The 16,806-nt window shown below is 72.2% G+C and carries 15 protein-coding genes; 12 read left to right on the plus strand and 3 right to left on the minus strand.

Annotated features, from left to right (window positions below):
* Nucleotides 1-59: 59 nt before the first annotated feature.
* The 12 genes from AB0947_RS31040 to AB0947_RS31095 all read left to right on the plus strand — a co-directional run bounded on the left by AB0947_RS31040 (nucleotide 60) and on the right by AB0947_RS31095 (nucleotide 13,719).
* Entirely contained in the window at nucleotides 60-716 is a 657-nt protein-coding gene (locus AB0947_RS31040; protein WP_366753679.1) for a GntR family transcriptional regulator, read from the plus strand.
* A complete protein-coding gene (locus tag AB0947_RS31045) occupies nucleotides 713-1,624 on the plus strand; it encodes a dihydrodipicolinate synthase family protein (RefSeq protein WP_366753680.1) in 912 nt (303 codons plus the stop codon). Before AB0947_RS31040 ends, AB0947_RS31045 begins: the two co-directional genes overlap by 4 nt.
* Nucleotides 1,621-3,354, plus strand: a complete 1,734-nt coding sequence (gene araD, locus AB0947_RS31050) for an L-arabinonate dehydratase (RefSeq protein ID WP_366753681.1) — start codon at nucleotides 1,621-1,623, stop codon at nucleotides 3,352-3,354. The genes AB0947_RS31045 and araD overlap by 4 nt, the downstream gene beginning before the upstream one ends.
* Before the next feature lie 95 nt (nucleotides 3,355-3,449).
* Nucleotides 3,450-4,385, plus strand: coding sequence for a sugar ABC transporter permease (locus AB0947_RS31055; protein WP_366753682.1), 936 nt, complete (start codon nucleotides 3,450-3,452; stop codon nucleotides 4,383-4,385).
* Nucleotides 4,382-5,266: a carbohydrate ABC transporter permease gene (locus AB0947_RS31060; protein ID WP_366753683.1), complete on the plus strand. Its 885-nt coding sequence runs from the start codon at nucleotides 4,382-4,384 to the stop codon at nucleotides 5,264-5,266. Before AB0947_RS31055 ends, AB0947_RS31060 begins: the two co-directional genes overlap by 4 nt.
* The gene (locus AB0947_RS31065) at nucleotides 5,263-6,405 is read left to right on the plus strand and encodes a Gfo/Idh/MocA family oxidoreductase (protein ID WP_366753684.1); all 1,143 of its coding nucleotides are present in this window, start codon (nucleotides 5,263-5,265) and stop codon (nucleotides 6,403-6,405) included. Before AB0947_RS31060 ends, AB0947_RS31065 begins: the two co-directional genes overlap by 4 nt.
* A complete protein-coding gene (locus tag AB0947_RS31070) occupies nucleotides 6,402-7,283 on the plus strand; it encodes a PmoA family protein (RefSeq protein ID WP_366753685.1) in 882 nt (293 codons plus the stop codon). Before AB0947_RS31065 ends, AB0947_RS31070 begins: the two co-directional genes overlap by 4 nt.
* A complete protein-coding gene (locus AB0947_RS31075; RefSeq protein ID WP_366753686.1) occupies nucleotides 7,280-8,785 on the plus strand; it encodes a family 43 glycosylhydrolase in 1,506 nt (501 codons plus the stop codon). The genes AB0947_RS31070 and AB0947_RS31075 overlap by 4 nt, the downstream gene beginning before the upstream one ends.
* A gap of 49 nt (nucleotides 8,786-8,834) precedes the next feature.
* Complete coding sequence (locus tag AB0947_RS31080; RefSeq protein WP_366753687.1) at nucleotides 8,835-10,172, plus strand: sugar ABC transporter substrate-binding protein; 1,338 nt, start codon at nucleotides 8,835-8,837, stop codon at nucleotides 10,170-10,172.
* A 125-nt stretch (nucleotides 10,173-10,297) separates the two neighbouring features.
* Nucleotides 10,298-11,614: a pectate lyase gene (locus AB0947_RS31085; protein ID WP_366753688.1), complete on the plus strand. Its 1,317-nt coding sequence runs from the start codon at nucleotides 10,298-10,300 to the stop codon at nucleotides 11,612-11,614.
* Nucleotides 11,615-11,695: 81 nt separating this feature from the next.
* Nucleotides 11,696-12,814, plus strand: coding sequence for a pectinesterase family protein (locus AB0947_RS31090; protein ID WP_366753689.1), 1,119 nt, complete (start codon nucleotides 11,696-11,698; stop codon nucleotides 12,812-12,814).
* Nucleotides 12,815-12,921: 107 nt separating this feature from the next.
* A complete protein-coding gene (locus AB0947_RS31095; protein WP_366753690.1) occupies nucleotides 12,922-13,719 on the plus strand; it encodes an HAD family acid phosphatase in 798 nt (265 codons plus the stop codon).
* Nucleotides 13,720-13,965: 246 nt separating this feature from the next.
* Here the strand turns inward: AB0947_RS31095 and AB0947_RS31100 are convergent, their stop codons facing one another.
* The 3 genes from AB0947_RS31100 to AB0947_RS31110 all read right to left on the minus strand — a co-directional run bounded on the left by AB0947_RS31100 (nucleotide 13,966) and on the right by AB0947_RS31110 (nucleotide 16,803).
* Nucleotides 13,966-15,420 carry a penicillin-binding transpeptidase domain-containing protein gene (locus AB0947_RS31100; protein ID WP_366753691.1) on the minus strand — a complete coding sequence of 485 codons (1,455 nt, stop codon included), beginning with the start codon at nucleotides 15,418-15,420 and terminating at the stop codon, nucleotides 13,966-13,968.
* A gap of 97 nt (nucleotides 15,421-15,517) precedes the next feature.
* A complete protein-coding gene (locus tag AB0947_RS31105) occupies nucleotides 15,518-15,991 on the minus strand; it encodes a GNAT family N-acetyltransferase (RefSeq protein ID WP_366753692.1) in 474 nt (157 codons plus the stop codon).
* Between the two features lie 38 nt (nucleotides 15,992-16,029).
* Nucleotides 16,030-16,803, minus strand: coding sequence for an IclR family transcriptional regulator (locus AB0947_RS31110; protein ID WP_366753693.1), 774 nt, complete (start codon nucleotides 16,801-16,803; stop codon nucleotides 16,030-16,032).
* Nucleotides 16,804-16,806: the final 3 nt, after the last annotated feature.

The raw sequence follows: 16,806 nt of genomic DNA on the forward strand, positions 1-16,806 counted from the left end.
ACCTTCAACGCGTCGTACGTCATATATGAGACGCGATATGTGAGATCCGAGAGGGCCGCATGACCTCTGTGCCCACCCCGATCCCGTCCCGCACGCAGTACGTGCTCGACGCGATCAAACACCGCATCCTGACCGGGGTGCTGACGCCCGGTCAGGCCCTGGTGGAGACGGAACTCGCCGCGCAGTTCGGGGTGTCCAAGACCCCCGTACGCGAGGCGCTGAAGACCCTCGCCGGGACCGGCCTGGTGGTGATGAGCCAGTACAAGGGCGTCACGGTGCGCATGGTGGACGCGGACATGGCGCGCGAGGTCTACGACGTACGGCTGCTGCTCGAACCCGAGGCCCTGCGCCGGGCCGTCGCGCGGGGCGCCTCCCTCGACGCCGCACGGGACGCGCTGACCCGCGCCGACGCCGCCGCCGACACCGCCGAACGCTCCCTGGCCAACCGGGAGTTCCACCGCGCCCTGTACCTGCCGTGCGGCAACCCGCTGCTCGGCCGGATGCTGGACGAGGTCCGCGACCAGGCCGCCCTCGTCTCCGCCGTGGCCTGGGCCGCCGACCCGTCCTGGGAGCGGGAGGCCGCCGAACACCGGGAGATCCTGCGGCTCGCGCTGGACGGTGACGCCGACGGCGCCGCGAGCGCCCTGCACGCGCACATCGCGTCCTTCGTACGCCGTGCGTTCCCCGAGCCCCGCCCAGAGGAGGGCCAGAGATGAGCAGCGTGACGTTCGAGCGCCAACGGGCGGCCCTGGCCGACGTGGTGGCCATCCCGGTGACGCCGTTCGCCGAGGACGGTTCCGTCGACCGGGACGCCCACCGGGCCCTGCTGCGCCGCCTGCTCGAAGGCGGGATCAGGACCCTCACCCCGGGCGGCAACACCGGCGAGTTCTACGCCCTCACCCCCGAAGAGCGCCGGCTCGTCACCGAGTCGACCGCCGAGGAGGCCGGCGACCGGGCCGCCCTCCTGGTCGGGATCGGGCACGACCTGCCCACCGCCGTCGCCTCCGCCCGGCACGCCCGCGACCTCGGCGCCCAGATGGTGATGGTCCACCAGCCCGTGCACCCCTACGTCTCGGCGGCCGGCTGGGTCGACTACCACCGGGCCATCGCCGAGGCCGTCCCGGAGCTGGGCGTGGTGCCGTACCTGCGCAACGCGCAGCTGCCCGGCGCCCGGCTCGCCGAACTCGCCGACCACTGCCCGAACGTCATCGGCGTCAAGTACGCCGTCCCGGACGCCGCCCGGTTCGCCGCCTTCGCCCGGGACGCGGGCCTCGAACGCTTCGTGTGGGTCGCGGGACTCGCCGAGCCGTACGCGCCCTCCTACTTCTCCGCCGGCGCCACCGGCTTCACCTCCGGACTGGTCAACGTCGCCCCGGCGGTCTCGCTGAACATGATCGAGGCGCTGCGCGCCGGGGACTACCCGGCCGCCATGAAGGTCTGGGAGCAGATCCGCCGTTTCGAGGAACTGCGCGCCGCGCACGGCAACGCCAACAACGTCACCGTCGTCAAGGAGGCCCTCGCCGCGCTCGGCCTGTGCCGCCGGGACGTCCGCCCGCCGAGCAGGCCGCTGCCCGAGGACGAGCGCGCCGAGGTCGCCGCCATCGCCGCCGGGTGGTCCATATGAACGCACCCCGCAAGGAGCCCGGGGAGCTGCGCAGCCACCAGTGGTACGGCACCGACGGGCTCCGCTCCTTCAGCCACCGCGCCCGTACCCGCCAGCTCGGCTACCTGCCCGAGGAGCACCTCGGCAAGCCGGTCATCGCGATCCTCAACACCTGGTCCGACATCAACCCCTGCCACGTCCACCTCCGCGACCGCGCCCAGGCCGTCAAGCGCGGGGTGTGGCAGGCCGGCGGCTTCCCGCTGGAGTTCCCGGTCTCCACCCTCAGCGAGACCTTCCAGAAGCCGACCCCCATGCTGTACCGCAACCTGCTCGCCATGGAGACCGAGGAGCTGCTGCGCTCCTACCCGGTCGACGGCGCGGTTCTCATGGGCGGCTGCGACAAGTCCACGCCCGCGCTGCTGATGGGCGCCGCCTCCGTCGGCCTGCCCGCCGTGTTCGTGCCCGCCGGCCCCATGCTCCCGGGCCACTGGCGCGGCGAGGTCCTCGGCTCCGGCACCGACATGTGGAAGTACTGGGACGACAAGCGGGCCGGCCTCATCGGCGACTGCGAGATGGCCGAGCTGGAGAGCGGCCTGGCCCGCTCGCCCGGCCACTGCATGACGATGGGTACGGCGTCCACGCTCACCGCCGCCGCCGAGGCGCTCGGGGTGACCGTGCCGGGCGCGTCCAGCATCCCGGCGGTGGACTCCGGGCACGACCGGATGGCGGCGCGGGCGGGCCTGGCCGCCGTCGAGCTGGTCCACCGGGACCGCGGGCTGTCCGGCATCCTCACCCGCGAGGCTTTCGAGGACGCCGTCACCACCGTGCTCGGCCTGGGCGGCTCCACCAACGCCGTGATCCACCTGATCGCCATGGCGGGCCGGGCGGGCGTCCGGCTCACCCTGGACGACTTCGACCGCATCGCCCGCACGGTCCCGGTCCTCGCCAACGTCCGCCCCGGCGGCCGGAGGTACCTGATGGAGGACTTCCACTTCGCGGGCGGTCTGCCCGGGTTCCTCTCCCGGATCACCGACCTGCTCCACCTGGACCGGCCGACGGTGGCGCACGACACCCTGCGCGAGCAGCTCGCCGGCGCGCGGGTGCACGACGACGACGTCATCCGGCCCCGGGACAACCCGGTCGCGAGCGAGGGCGGGGTGGCCGTGCTGCGCGGCAACCTCTGCCCGGACGGCGCGGTCATCAAGCACATCGCCGCCGAGCCGCGCCTGCTCAAGCACACCGGCCCGGCCGTCGTCTTCGACGACTACCGGACCATGCAGCGCACCATCAACGACCCGGCGCTCGGCATCACCGCCGACAGCGTGCTGGTGCTGCGCAACGCCGGCCCCAAGGGCGGGCCGGGCATGCCCGAGTACGGCATGCTGCCGATCCCGGACCACCTGCTGAAGCAGGGCGTGCGGGACATGGTCCGCATCTCCGACGCCCGCATGAGCGGCACGAGTTACGGCGCCTGCGTGCTGCACGTCGCCCCGGAGTCGTACGTCGGCGGCCCGCTGGCCCTCGTGCGCACCGGCGACCTCGTCACGCTGGACGTCGACGCCCGCAGCCTCCACCTCCACGTGGACGACGAGGAGCTGGACCGCAGGCGGGCCGGGTGGACGCCGCCGCCCGCCCGCTACGAGCGCGGCTACGGCGCCCTCTACAACGAGCAGATCACGCAGGCCGACAGCGGCTGCGACTTCGCGTTCCTGGCCCGCCCGGGCACCGTGCCGGACCCGTACGCCGGCTGACCTCCCCCTCCCGTCCCGTCACGTCCCACGCATGTGTATATAGCAAGCGCTTCCTGTACTCACCGTGATCGACCCCTTGCGAACGGAGAACAGTCATGGCCCAAGCCGCAGCCGTGGCGAAACCCCCCGCGCCACCCCGGCGGCGCCGTGCCTCCGCGACCCCGCGCAGGCTGCCGTACCTGCTGATCGCCCCGGCGGCCCTGCTGATGCTGGGCTTCATCGCCTACCCGGTGCTCAGCGTCTTCTACTACAGCCTGCGGGACTACAACCCCACCAAGCCGTGGCGCAACGGCTTCGCGGGCCTGGACAACTTCACCCATGCCTTCGCCCACGACCCGCAGTTCTGGGACACCCTGACCTTCAGCGCCAAGTGGGTCGTGGTGGAAGTCGGACTGCAACTGCTGTTCGGCCTCGCCCTCGCGCTCATCGTCAACCAGACCTTCGTGGGGCGGGCACTGGGGCGCGCGCTCGTCTTCTCGCCCTGGGCCGTCTCCGGCGTGCTGACCTCCGCCATCTGGGTGCTGCTCTACAACTCCCAGACGGGCATCACCCGTTACCTCGCCGACGCGGGGCTCGGCTCCTACGGCACCAGTTGGCTGTCGGACACCTCCACGGTGTTCCCGGCGGCGGTGGTCGCCGACCTGTGGCGCGGGGTGCCGTTCTTCGCGATCCTCATCCTCGCGGACCTCCAGTCCGTCTTCCGTGACCTGTACGAGGCCGCCGAGGTCGACGGGGCGAGCCGGCTCAAGCAGTTCTGGCACATCACCCTGCCCCACCTGAAGGACGCCATCGTGCTGTCCACGCTGCTGCGCGCGGTGTGGGAGTTCAACAACGTCGACCTGCTCTACACCCTCACGGGCGGCGGGCCCGCCGGGGAGACCACCACCCTCCCCCTCTACATCGCCAACACCAGCGTCGACGCCCACGACTTCGGCTACGCCTCCGCCCTGACCACGGTGGCGTTCGTGATCCTGCTCTTCTGCTCGATCGTCTACCTGCGGCTGAGCAAGTTCGGAGGCGACTCCAAATGATCACCGAGATCGCTCCCGCGCCCGAGCGCGTGGCGGCCGAGCCCGCCCGGCCCGGCAGGAGGCGCCGCGCCTGGGACGAGGTCCCGCGCTGGCAGATCTACGTCCCCCTGACGGTCTACCTCCTGTTCACCCTGATCCCCTTCTACTGGATCCTGCTCTTCGCGCTCCGCCCGGCCGGCTCCACCTCGCTGGTCCCGTGGCCGATGACGTTCGAGCACTTCGGGAAGGTGTGGACCGAGCGCGGCTTCGGCACCTACTTCACCAACAGCGTCTACGTCGGCCTCGCCACCCTGGTGCTCACCACCGTGGTCGCCCTGGCCGGCGGCTACGCCCTGGCCCGCTTCGACTTCCGCCTCAAGCGCGGCTTCCTGCTGGCCCTGCTGTGCTCCCAGTTCGTGCCGGGCGCGCTGCTGCTGGTGCCGCTGTTCCAGATCTTCGCCAAGCTGTCGATGCTCAACTCCCTCGGCAGCGTGATCATCGCCGAGACCGTCTTCCAGCTGCCGCTGTCGATGATCCTCATCAGCGGGTTCATCCGGAACGTGCCGTACTCCCTGGAGGAGGCCGCCTGGGTGGACGGCTGCAACCGGTTCACCGCCTTCCGGATCGTGGTGCTCCCGCTCCTGCGGCCGGGACTGATCGCCGTCGGCTCCTTCGCCTTCGTGCACGCCTGGAACCACTTCCTGTTCGCCCTGATGTTCCTGTCCGACCAGAGCAAGCAGACCATCCCGGTCGGTCTCAACACCCTGATGAGCGCGGACAGCGTGGACCTGGGCGCCCTGGCGGCGGGCGGCATCGTCGCGGCCGTACCCGTGGTGATCGTGTTCGCCTTCATCCAGAAGTGGCTGATCACCGGGTTCAGCGCGGGGGCGGTGAAGGGATGAGCGTCGACGTCGTCCTGGCGGGCGCGCGCGGCCACGGCCGCCGGCACCTGGACAACATCCGCCGGCTCCAGGCGGCCGGCCTCGTGCGGCTGGCCGGGATCTGCGAGCTGACCCCGCTGACCGAGGAGGAGATCCCGGACGGACTCGGCACCCCCGAGCAGTCCGCCGACCTCGGCGCGCTCCTGGACTCGACCGGCGCCCGCGTCGCCGTCGTCTGCACCCCGATCCCCACCCACACCGGCCTGGCCCTCACGGCCGCCGCGCGCGGGGCCCACCTGCTGCTGGAGAAGCCGCCGGCACCGTCGTACGCGGAGTTCCGGCGGATGGCCGACGGGGTCGCCGAGGCCGGGGTGGCCTGCCAGATCGGCTTCCAGTCGCTCGGCTCGCACGCGGTCCCCGCGATCCGGCGCCTCCTCGCCGAGGGCGCGATCGGCGAGGTCGTCGGGGTCGGCGGGGCCGGGGCCTGGGCGCGCGACGAGGCGTACTACCGGCGGGCGCCGTGGGCGGGCCGGCGCCGGCTGAACGGCGCCGACGTGGTCGACGGGGTGCTCACCAACCCCCTCGCGCACACCGTCGCCACCGGCCTCGCCCTGCTCGGCACCACCCGCGCCGAGGACGTCACCGGCATCGAGACCGAGCTGCTGCGCGCCAACGCCATCGAGTCCGACGACACCTCGTGCGTCCGCGTCCGCACCCCGCGCGGACCCGTCACGGTCGCGGCGACCCTGTGCGCGGAACACCCCGGGGAGCCCTACCTGCTGGTGCACGGCAGCAGCGGCCGGATCACCTTCTGGTACAAGCAGGACCGGGTGCTGCTCCAGCGCAGCGGCCACGGCCCGCAGGAGACCGAGTACGACCGCACGGACCTGCTGGAGAACCTGCTCGCACACCTGGACGACGGCACGGAGCTGCTGGTCCCGCCGGACGCGACCGGCGCCTTCATGCGGGTGGTCGAGGCCGTCCGCACCGCCCCCGACCCGGCGCCGCTCCCCGGACACGCCTGGCGCACACTGCCCGCCGAACACCGCCGGATCGTGCCCGGCATCGACGGCCTGGTCGCGGCGGCGGCAGACACCCTCGCCCTCTACTCCGAACTGGGCGCCTCCTGGGCCCGGCCGAACGAGGTGAGCACCCGATGACGCCCCCCGACAGCCTGGTCCTGCGGGTCGCGGGCCGCCCGGTCGCCCGCTACGCCACCCGGCCCGAGCTGCCCGCCCGGCTCTCCCCGCGCCCCCATCTGCACCCCGTCACCACCCTGGCCGGCACGGCGGTCACCGAGCTGAGCCCCGCCGACCACGCACACCACCTCGGCGTCGGCGTGGCCGTTCCCGACGTCGAGGGGCACAACTTCTGGGGCGGCCGGACCTTCGTCCGCGACCGGGGGCCGACCGAGCTCGACAACCACGGCACCCAGCGGCACACCGGCTTCCGGCTCCGCGACCCCGACGGCTTCGTGGAGGAGCTGCGCTGGGCCGCCGCCGGGACCGAGCTGCTGCGCGAGCGCCGTACCGTCGCGGCCACCGGGCTCACCGGGACCGCCTGGGCGCTGGACTTCACCTTCTCCCTCACCAACGTCACCCCCGGACCGCTGTCGATCGGCAGCCCCGCCACCAACGGCCGGCCCGGCGCGGCCTACGGCGGCTTCTTCTGGCGGGCCCGCAAGGAGTCCCGGGCCCCGAAGGTCTTCACCGCCGACCGCGAGGGCGAGTCGGAGGTGCACGGCACCCGCGCCGACTGGCTGGCGCTGGCCGGACGGGGGTCCCCCCGCCAGGGCGGAGCCGAGGGTGGGGGAGGGTGGACGCTGGTCTTCGCCGGCGCCACCGGGGAGACCCGCCGGGACCCGTGGTTCGTCCGGGCCGCCGAGTACCCCGGGGTGGGCTCCTCCCTGGCGCACACCGAGCGGCTGACCGTCCCGCCCGGCGGGACCGTCGTCCGCCGGATCGTCACCGTCGTCGCCGACGGCCGGCCGTCCCGCGACGAGGCGGCGGCCCTGGTCCGCAAGGCGGTGAGCCAGTGACCACCTACCGCAACCCGGTGCTGGACGCCGACTGGTCCGACCCGGACGTCGTCCGCGTCGGCGACGACTTCTACCTCACCGCCTCCAGCTTCGGCCGCGTCCCCGGTCTGCCGCTGCTGCACTCGCGGAACCTGGTCGACTGGACGCTCGTCGGCCATGCCCTCGAACGCCTCGAACCGGAGGAGGAGTTCGCCCGGCCCCGGCACGACGGCGGGGTCTGGGCGCCGTCCATCCGGCACCACGACGACCGCTTCTGGATCTTCTGGGGCGACCCGGACCACGGTGTCTTCCAGGTCAACGCGCCGGCGATCAGGGGACCGTGGAGCCGCCCGCACCTCCTCAAGCCGGGCAAGGGCCTGATCGACCCGTGCCCGCTGTGGGACGACGAGACCGGCGAGGCCTACCTCGTGCACGCCTGGGCCAGGTCCCGCTCCGGCGTCAAGAACCGCCTCACCGGCCACCGGATGCACCCCGACGGCACCTCGCTGCTCGACGAGGGCAAGGTGATCGTCGACGGCGACCGCATTCCCGGCTGGTTCACCCTGGAGGGGCCCAAGCTATACCGGCACGACGGCTGGTTCTGGATCCTCGCCCCCGCCGGGGGAGTGGAGACCGGCTGGCAGGGCGCGTTCCGCTCGCGCGGCTTCTTCGGCCCGTACGAGGAGCGGATCGTCCTGGAGCAGGGGGACACCGGCGTCAACGGGCCGCACCAGGGCGGCTGGGTGCGCACCGCCGCCGGCGAGGACTGGTTCCTGCACTTCCAGCAGCGTGGCGCCTACGGCAGGGTGGTCCACCTCCAGCCGATGCGCTGGGGCCCCGGGGGAGGCTGGCCGGTCCTCGGCGACGAGGGCGTCCCCGTCGCCGTGCACCGGCGGCCGGACCTCCCGCCGCAGCCGCCCGCCGCCCCGGCGACCGACGACGACTTCCCCGGCGGCCGGTACGGCCGGCAGTGGCAGTGGACCGCCAACCCGGGCGACGGCTGGGCCACCCAGCACTCGGCGGACGGGTTGCGGCTCACCTGCCTCCGCTCGGCCGACGTCCGCGACCTGCGGAAACTGCCGAACGTCCTCACTCAGCGGCTGCCCGGCCGGCCGAGCACGATCGAGGTCGGGCTGCGCCTGGACGGCACCGAGCCGGGCGCGCGGGCAGGGCTCGCGGTGCTCGGGGACGCCTTCGCCTGGATCGGGCTGGAGCGCGGGCCCGACGGGACGGTCCGGCTCGTGCACCGGTTCGCGGAGGCGGTCGCCGGCGCTGAGCGCGACGCCGGGGTGCCGTGCCCCGCCCCCGAGGGGCGGGCGCGACTGCGGATCGAGGCCGGCCCCGGGGCGCGCTGCCGGTTCCGGTACGACGTCGGCGACGGCCTCCGCCCGTCCGGGCCCGTCTTCGCGGCCACCCCCTGGCGCTGGGTGGGCGCCCTGCTCGGCCTGTTCGCCACCGCGCCCGAGGGACCGGGACCCGCCGGGACGGCGGCCTTCACCCGGTTCCGGATCACACCCCACTGAGCTCCACACCGTCATGTCCCCGTTGGATCCAGCAGAAGAGAGCCGACCCATGAGAAGAAGCATCCGCAGGAGCAGGCGCGCCGCCCTCACCGTCGCCCTTGGCTCCGTCCTCGCGCTCACCGCCACCGCCTGCGGCGACGACGGCAGCGGCGGCGCCGGGGACAAGGGGGGCGAGGGCTCCGGCAAGGGCACGATCACCTTCTGGGACAACAACGGCGGTGTCCGCACCGACATCTGGAAGCAGATCATCGCCGACTTCGAGGACAAGTACCCGGACATCAAGGTCAGGTACGTCGGCATCCCGGCGGCCGGCGCCCAGTCCAAGTACGACACCGCCATCCAGGGCGGCGGTCTGCCGGACGTCGGCGGCGTGGGCACCGCGATGCTCGCCGAGGTCGCGGCCCAGGGCGCCCTGGAGCCGCTGGACGGCCGGCTGCGCGAGAGCCCGCTGAACGGGAAGCTGAGCCGGAACCTGATCGAGGTCAGCAAGGCGGCGGGCGGCGGGAACACGCTGTACCAGGTGCCGACCTCCGCGAACAACGGCACGCTGTGGTATCGGACCGACCTGTTCGAGAAGGCCGGCCTGGACGCGCCGACCACCTGGTCGAAGTTCTACGAGGCCGCCGACAAGCTCACGGACAAGGGCAGGAACCAGTTCGGCTTCACCATCCGTGGCGGCGAGGGCGCCATCGCGCCGGCCCTCGACGCGGTGTACGGACAGACCGGGATCACGTCGTTCTGGAACGGCGACAAGACCACCGTCAACGACCCCGAGAACGTGGCCGCCCTCGAGAAGTACGTCGCGCTCTACAAGAAGGACACCCCGTCCGCCGACGTGAACAACGACTTCACCAAGATGGTCGCCCAGTGGGACAGCGGCACGATCGGCATGCTGAGCCACAACCTGGGGTCGTACCAGGACCATCTCAAGGCACTGGGCAAGGACAGGTTCCGGGGCGTTCCGAACCCCACGCTGGACGACGGCACCCGGGTGCAGGTCTCCAACCCGGTGGACGGGCTCAGCCTGTTCAAGCCGAGCAAGAACAAGGCGGCCGCCTGGAAGTTCATCGAGTTCGCCCTCTCCGCCGAGGAGAACTCCAAGTTCAACGAGTCGGCGGGGCAGGTCCCGGCGAACACCGACGCGGCCGGGGACGCGTGGATCCGGCGGGCCGAGCCGACGAAGCTGGCGGCCGAGGCGCTGAACGGACGCGACACCAAGATCGTGCAGTTGCCTTACTACCTGCCCGACTGGAACACCATCTCCAAGGCCGGCAACGAGCCGAACTTCCAGAAGCTGCTGCTCGGGAAGATGAGCGCGAAGGAGTTCCTGGACACGCTGGCCGGCCAGCTCAACGCCGCGCAGGCCGACTGGAAGAAGAACCACTGACGGCTCGGGTGGTTGCCGCCGTGGGGGGCTGCGGGTCCGATGCGGCCGATCGCGCGGTTCCCCGCGCCCCCCGGAGTTCCCCCGCATGATCACCTGGCCACCCGCACACCTGAGGAGACCCCACAGTGCGCACCTCTATATGTCATGAACGTGTCATCTCCGTACTGGCCGGCTGCACGGCCCTCGTCCTCGCCGTCACCGGCACCGCGTCCGCGCGGACCGCCCACCATGCCGGGCCCGACCGGCAGGTGCTGCCCGCCGGAGACGGCTGGGCGGCGTACGGGACCGGGACGACCGGCGGGGCCGCCGCCGACCCCGCCCACGTGTACACCGTCACCACCTGGGAGCAGTTCAAGGCGGCCCTCGCCGACGGCGGCAGCGCGCCGAAGATCGTCCGGGTGAAGGGCACCATCGACGCCGACGGCCCGGGCTGCGCCTCCTTCGCCGTGCCCGGGTACGACCTCGGCACCTATCTGAAGACCTACGACCCGGCGGTCTGGGGCCGGACCAGGAACCTCGACGGCGAGCCCGACGACAGCCCCGAGGGCCTGCGCCGCGCCTCCGCCGCCCACCAGGACGCCTTCATCAAGGCGGACGTCCCCGCCAACACCACGATCGTCGGCATCGGCCGGAACGCCGGCTTCCAGGGCGCCGGCCTCCAGATCAAGGGCGTCGACAACGTCATCGTCCGCAACCTGGCCTTCGAGAGCCCCCTCGACTGCTTCCCGCAGTGGGACCCGACCGACACCGCCGACGGCAACTGGAACTCCGAGTACGACAGCGCCGTGATCCACGGGTCGACCCATGTGTGGATGGACCACGACACGTTCACCGACGGGGACCACCCGGACAGCACCCTGCCGTCGTACTACGGCCGCATCTACCAGCAGCACGACGGCGAGCTGGACATCGTCAAGGGCGCCGACTACGTCACCGCCTCCTGGAACGTCTTCGAGGACCACGACAAGACGATCCTCGTCGGCAACAGCGACAGCGCGGCCACAGCCGCCGTCGACCGGGGACATCTGAAGGTCACCTTCCACCACAACCTGTTCCGGAACCTGGTCGAGCGGGCCCCGCGCGTCCGCTTCGGGCAGGTGGACTCGTACAACAACCACTTCGTGGCCGGCGACGGCTACTCCTACAGCTACGGCATCGGCATGGAGTCCCAGCTCGTCGCCGAGCACAACGCGTTCACCCTGCCGGCCGGGGTGGGCGCCGGTTCGATCCTGAAGAAGTGGAAGGAGGCGCCGGTCAGCGCCGCCGACAACTACGTCAACGGCACGCCGACGGACCTCGTCGCCGTCCACAACGCGCAGGTGCCCGGCGAGATCCTCCGGTCCGGGGCCGGCTGGACACCCGTCCTGCGGACCCGGGTGGACCGGCCGCGGGCCGTGCCCGGCCTCGTCGACCACCGCGCGGGCGCCGGACACCTGCGCTGACCGCGCCGGCGCGACCGGGCCGGGGCGCGGCCCCGGCCCGGTCCCTCCCCGCCCCGAACCGTCCTCGGAAGGAGCACGTCCATGCCCTTGACCCGACGGGGTTTCCTCGGCGCGAGTGCCGTGGCCGCCGCCGCGCCCGGTCTCGCCTCCGTCCCCGCGCACGCCGTGCCGCGCCCGTTCGGCCGCCACGGCTCCCCGGCCCGCCGCCTCACCCCGGACACCCTGTACGTCGACCCGCACGGCCGCGGCGACTTCACCTCCGTGCAGGCCGCGGTGACCGCCGCCACCGGAACCGGCCGCACCCTCGTGATCGCCCCCGGCAGCTACCGGGAACCGGTCGCCGTCGACGCCGGCCGTACGGGGATGACCTGGATCGGCGCCTCGGAGAACCCCCGGGACGTGGTGATCGTCCACGACCGCGCGGCCGGCACCCCCAAGCCCGGCGGCGGCACCTACGGCACCTCCGGATCGGCGACGGTCACCGTCCAGGCCGATGGGTTCACCGCCCGGTGGATCACCTTCGCCAACGACTGGCTGCGCGCCGGCCATCCGGGCGTCAGCGGCACCCAGGCCGTCGCCCTCAAGGCGCAGGGCGACCGGAGCGCCTTCCTACACTGCCGCTTCCTCGGTCACCAGGACACCCTGTACGCCGACTCCACCGCCCTCGGCGCCTTCGCCCGCCAGTACTACGCCCACTGCCACGTCGAGGGTGACGTGGACTTCGTCTTCGGCCGGGCGACGGCGGTGTTCGACCGCTGCCGCTTCCGCACCCTGAACCGGACCGGCCTCGCCGCGGCGCCCTACGGCTTCGTGTTCGCGCCCTCCACGGCCGCCGCCAACCCGCGCGGCTTCCTGGTCACGCACGGCCGCGTCACCAGCGAGGCCCCGGACGCCGCCTACAAGCTGGCCCGCCCCTGGGTGCCCAGCTCCGACCCCACGGCCCGCCCGATGCTCACCGTCCGCGACACCTGGCTCGGCCCCGGCATCGACGCGGTGGCCCCCTACACCGACATGTCGGCGGCCTACCCGTGGCAGGGCCAGCGGTTCGCCGAGTACCGCGACACCGGCCCCGGCGCGGTCGTCACCGTCCCGGAGAACCGGCCTCAACTCGACGCCGCCCAGGCCGGGTCGGCGACACGAGCGGCCTACCTCGGGGACTGGACGCCCTGGCGCGGGGCGGTGGCGCGGGCCGGGATGTGACACCGCGTCGGTATCGATCGGATAACAGGGCTGGCCCCGTGTGTGTGATGCGCGTAGACAGTCTCCGGCCTGGTACATCAACTTCATCCACCAGATCCGGAGCATTCATGCGGAAGTCCCTCAAGGCGGTCGCGGCCGGTGCCGCCTGTGTCGTCGCCGGTGCGGCGCTGTACGGCGCGGGCGCGGCCGGTGCCGGTCAGTCGACGGCCAACTCCACCCACGAGCCGTACAACATCGGGGTCCTGGTGAAGGACATCGACACCTACTACGGCACCACCGCCGACAGCGACGGCGTCTACCAGGCGTCCCCGGACAGCCCGTACGCCAAGGACCTGGCGCGGCTGGACAGCGACGCCAGGAGCTACATCGACAAGGCGGCCCGCAAGGCGCACCACAGGGGCGAGAAGCCGGCCGTCGTCTTCGACATCGACGACACGCTGCTGCTCAGCCTCGACTACGAGAAGCGGTACAACTACACGTACAACTCCGGCACCTGGAACGACTACGTGAACCGCGCCGACCGGCCCGCCGTCTTCGGCAGCCCGGAACTCGTGCGGTACGCCGCGTCCAAGGGCGTCGAGGTCTTCTACAACTCCGGCCTCAGCGAGGCCCAGCGCGCCGCCGCCGTGGAGAACCTGAAGAAGGTCGGCGCCGACGTGAACCTCGACGCCGGCCACGTGTTCCTCAAGGACAAGGCCAACCCGCCGGCCTACCTGAAGGACTGCGCCACCCCGGGCACCTGGAACTGCACGACCGTGCAGTACAAGTCCGGGACGCGCGAGCACATCGAGGACGACCTGGGCTACGAGATCATCGCCAACTTCGGCGACCAGTACTCGGACCTCGACGGCGGTCACGCCGACCGGACGTACAAGCTCCCGAACCCGACGTACTTCGTCAGCTGAGCCCGTCCGCACCTCCTGGGCAGCCGCTCGTACCCGGCCCCCGCCACCGGCAGCACCGTGCCGCGGCGGGGTTCCGGGTTTTCGAGCCGCGGGCCCATGAGCCGCCGTGCGGGGCGGAGCCGCCGGTCACCGCGTAGGCGCGGCCCCCGGCCACCCCGGTCATGCGGGCTCCGGAGGGGGGCCCGGACCAAGTGTTCACCGACGGCGCCCGCGCCGACGGGACCGGCGCGGGCGCCCGGCCTCCGTCTACTTCAGGGCAGCCTGCATCATCGCCCTGGCCACCGGCGCCGCCAGGCCGTTGCCGCTCACTTCCGAGCGGGCCGCGTCCGACTGCTCCACCATGACCGCGACGGCCACCTCCTTGCCGTTGCCGTCGGACTTGCCGTAGGAGGTGAACCAGGCGTACGGCGTCTGGCTGTTGTTCTCGCCGTGCTGCGCGGTACCGGTCTTGCCGCCGACGGTCACCCCGTTGATCAGCGCGTTCGTGCCGGTGCCGTCCTTGACCACCGTCTCCATCGCCGACCGGAGCTGCTCGGCGGTGGTGGAACTGACGATCTCCTTGGTGCCGGCGCTGTCGTCATAGTCCTTCAGCACATCGCCGCCGCTGTCGGTGATCTGCGAGACCATGTGCGGCGAGACCAGCTTGCCGCCGTTGGCGATGGCCGCGGACACCATGGCCATCTGGAGCGGGGTCGCGGTGACGTCGAACTGGCCGATGCCGGACAGCGCGGTCTGCGCCTGGTCCATGCCGGACGGGTACACGCTGGCGTAGGCCCGCACCGGAACGTCCTGCGCGTCGTCGTCGAAGCCGAACTTCTCGGCCATGGCCTTCACCTTGTCCTGGCCGAGCTGGACGGCCATGTGGCCGAAGACGTTGTTGCACGAGTACCGCAGGGCGACGCGGATCGAGGCGTTGCGGCAGGGCGCGGACTTGCTCTCGTTCGCCAGGTCGCGCACCGTACCCGGCAGCCGGTACGGATCGGGGCTGTCGGTGGGCTCGTCCACGTTCTTGTACAGCCCGTCCTCCAGCGCGGCGGCCGCGACCACCAGCTTGAACGTCGAGCCCGGGGGCAGCGGCTGGCGCAGCGCGCGGTTGGTGAGCGGCTTGTCCTTGTCCGCGTTGAGCGTCTTCCAGGCCTTGCCGGCCGTGTTCGCGTCGGTGAGCGCGGAGGGGTCGTACGACGGCGTCGACACCACGGCGAGGATCCTGCCGGTCTTCGGGTCGATCGCGACGGCCCCGCCCTTCTTGTCGCCGAGCGCGCGGTAGGCCGCCTTCTGCACCGCCGGGTCGATCGTCGTCAGCACGTCGCCCGGTTCGGCGCGCTCGCCGGTCACGGTGTCCATCACGGTCTTCAGCCGGTTGTCCGTGCCGTTGAGCAGGTCCTTGTAGACGCCCTCCAGCTGGGTGGGGGCGTAGGCCTGCGAGGCGTAACCCGTCACCGCCGCGTACAGCTCGCCGTCCGTGTACGTCCGTTTGTACGCGAGGTCGCTCCCCTTCGTCCGCGTCGAGCCGGTGATCGCGTTCCCGGCCACGATGATGTTCCCGAGGGGCCGCGAGTAGGTCGCGATCGCGTTCCGCCGGTTGTCGTTGTCGTCCGCGAGGGCCTTGCCGTCGTAGAACTGCAACCACGTGGCCCTGACCAGCAGGGCGAGCACGAGCAGCAGCGCGAAGACGGACGCCCGCCTGATCGTCTTGTTCATCCCGCTGGGAAGACGATCGGTACGGGGGCGATCGTTCCCGTACGACCGTTTTTCTCATCCGGCGTTCATGCCGTGCGGCGCCCAGGGCGGCCCGCGTTCAGGAGGCCCCCAGGATCAGCACGACCTCCTCGATCTCCCGGCCCCGCGCGTTCGCGTAGCCCCGGGCGCGGGCCGCCTCGCGGAAGCCGCACTTCTCCAGGACGCGCAGCGACGCGTGGTTGTCGGCCGCGGCGCGCGCGTACAGCGGCCGTTCGGGAACCTCGGCGAGCAGGGCCCGCAGCGCGGCCGTCGCCACGCCCCGGCCCCAGTAGGCGCGGTCGATCCAGTAGGTCACCTCGCGCTCGCCGGCCACGCCGTAGACGGCCGTGTTGCCGGCCACCTCCCCGTCGGCCAGGACCGTGCGCAGCACGTCGGAGGAGTTCCGTACGCGCTGCCAGTAGGCCGCGAGGGCCTCCGGGTCGTAGGGGTCCTCCGGGCCGAACGCGGCCATCCGGAGGGCCTCCGGGTCGGTCATCTGCCGGTAGAACGCCGGCAGATCGCCGTCCCGTACGGCCCGCAGCGTGATCTCCATGCCACCGAGCCTACGGCCCCGGACCGCGGCCGGCGGGGTCAGAGCCTGCGCGTCGCCAGCGTCAGCCGGTCCCGCGCGTCGAACAGCGCGTCCTTGATCATCTGCTCGTGCGCGGGGGTCAGCCGGGCCACCGGCACCGAGCAGCTGATGGCGTCCCGCGCGGGCGTGCGGTACGGGATCGCCACGCCGAAGCAGCGCAGGCCCAGCGTGTTCTCCTCGCGGTCGACGGCGAAGCCCTGCTCCCGTACCTGGTGCAGCTCCTCGATGAGCCTCTCCCGGTCGGTGATGGTGTGCTCGGTGAGCGCGGGCAGCGTCTCCGGCAGCAGCTTGCGCACCTGCTCGTCGGTGTAGCTGGCGAGGATCGCCTTGCCGAGGGAGGTGGAGTGGGCCGGCAGCCGGCGGCCGACGCGGGTGAAGGGCCGCAGGTAGTGCTGGGACTGGCGGGTGGCCAGGTAGACCACGTTGGTGCCGTCGAGCCGGGCCAGGTGGATGGTCTCCGTGGTGTCGTCGGAGAGCCGGTCCAGGGTCGGGCGGGCGGCGGCCACCACCTCGTCGCCGTCGATGTACGACGTACCGACCAGCAGCGCCCGCACCCCGATGCCGTACCGCGTGCCCGTCGCGTCCGTCTCCACCCAGCCCAGCTCCACGAGCGTGCGCAGCAGCATGTACAGGCTGGACTTGGGATACCCCACGGCCTCCTGGACGGCCGCGAGGGAGTGCATACCGGGCCGGCCGGCGAAGTATTCGAGCAGCTCAACGGTCCGTACCGCGGACTTGACCTGCGCCCCGCCCCCTGTGTCGCCTGCCGTCATCGC

This window comes from Streptomyces sp. NPDC047841, from assembly GCF_040704085.1.
GTDB classification, from domain to species: Bacteria; Actinomycetota; Actinomycetes; order Streptomycetales; family Streptomycetaceae; genus Streptomyces; species Streptomyces argyrophylli.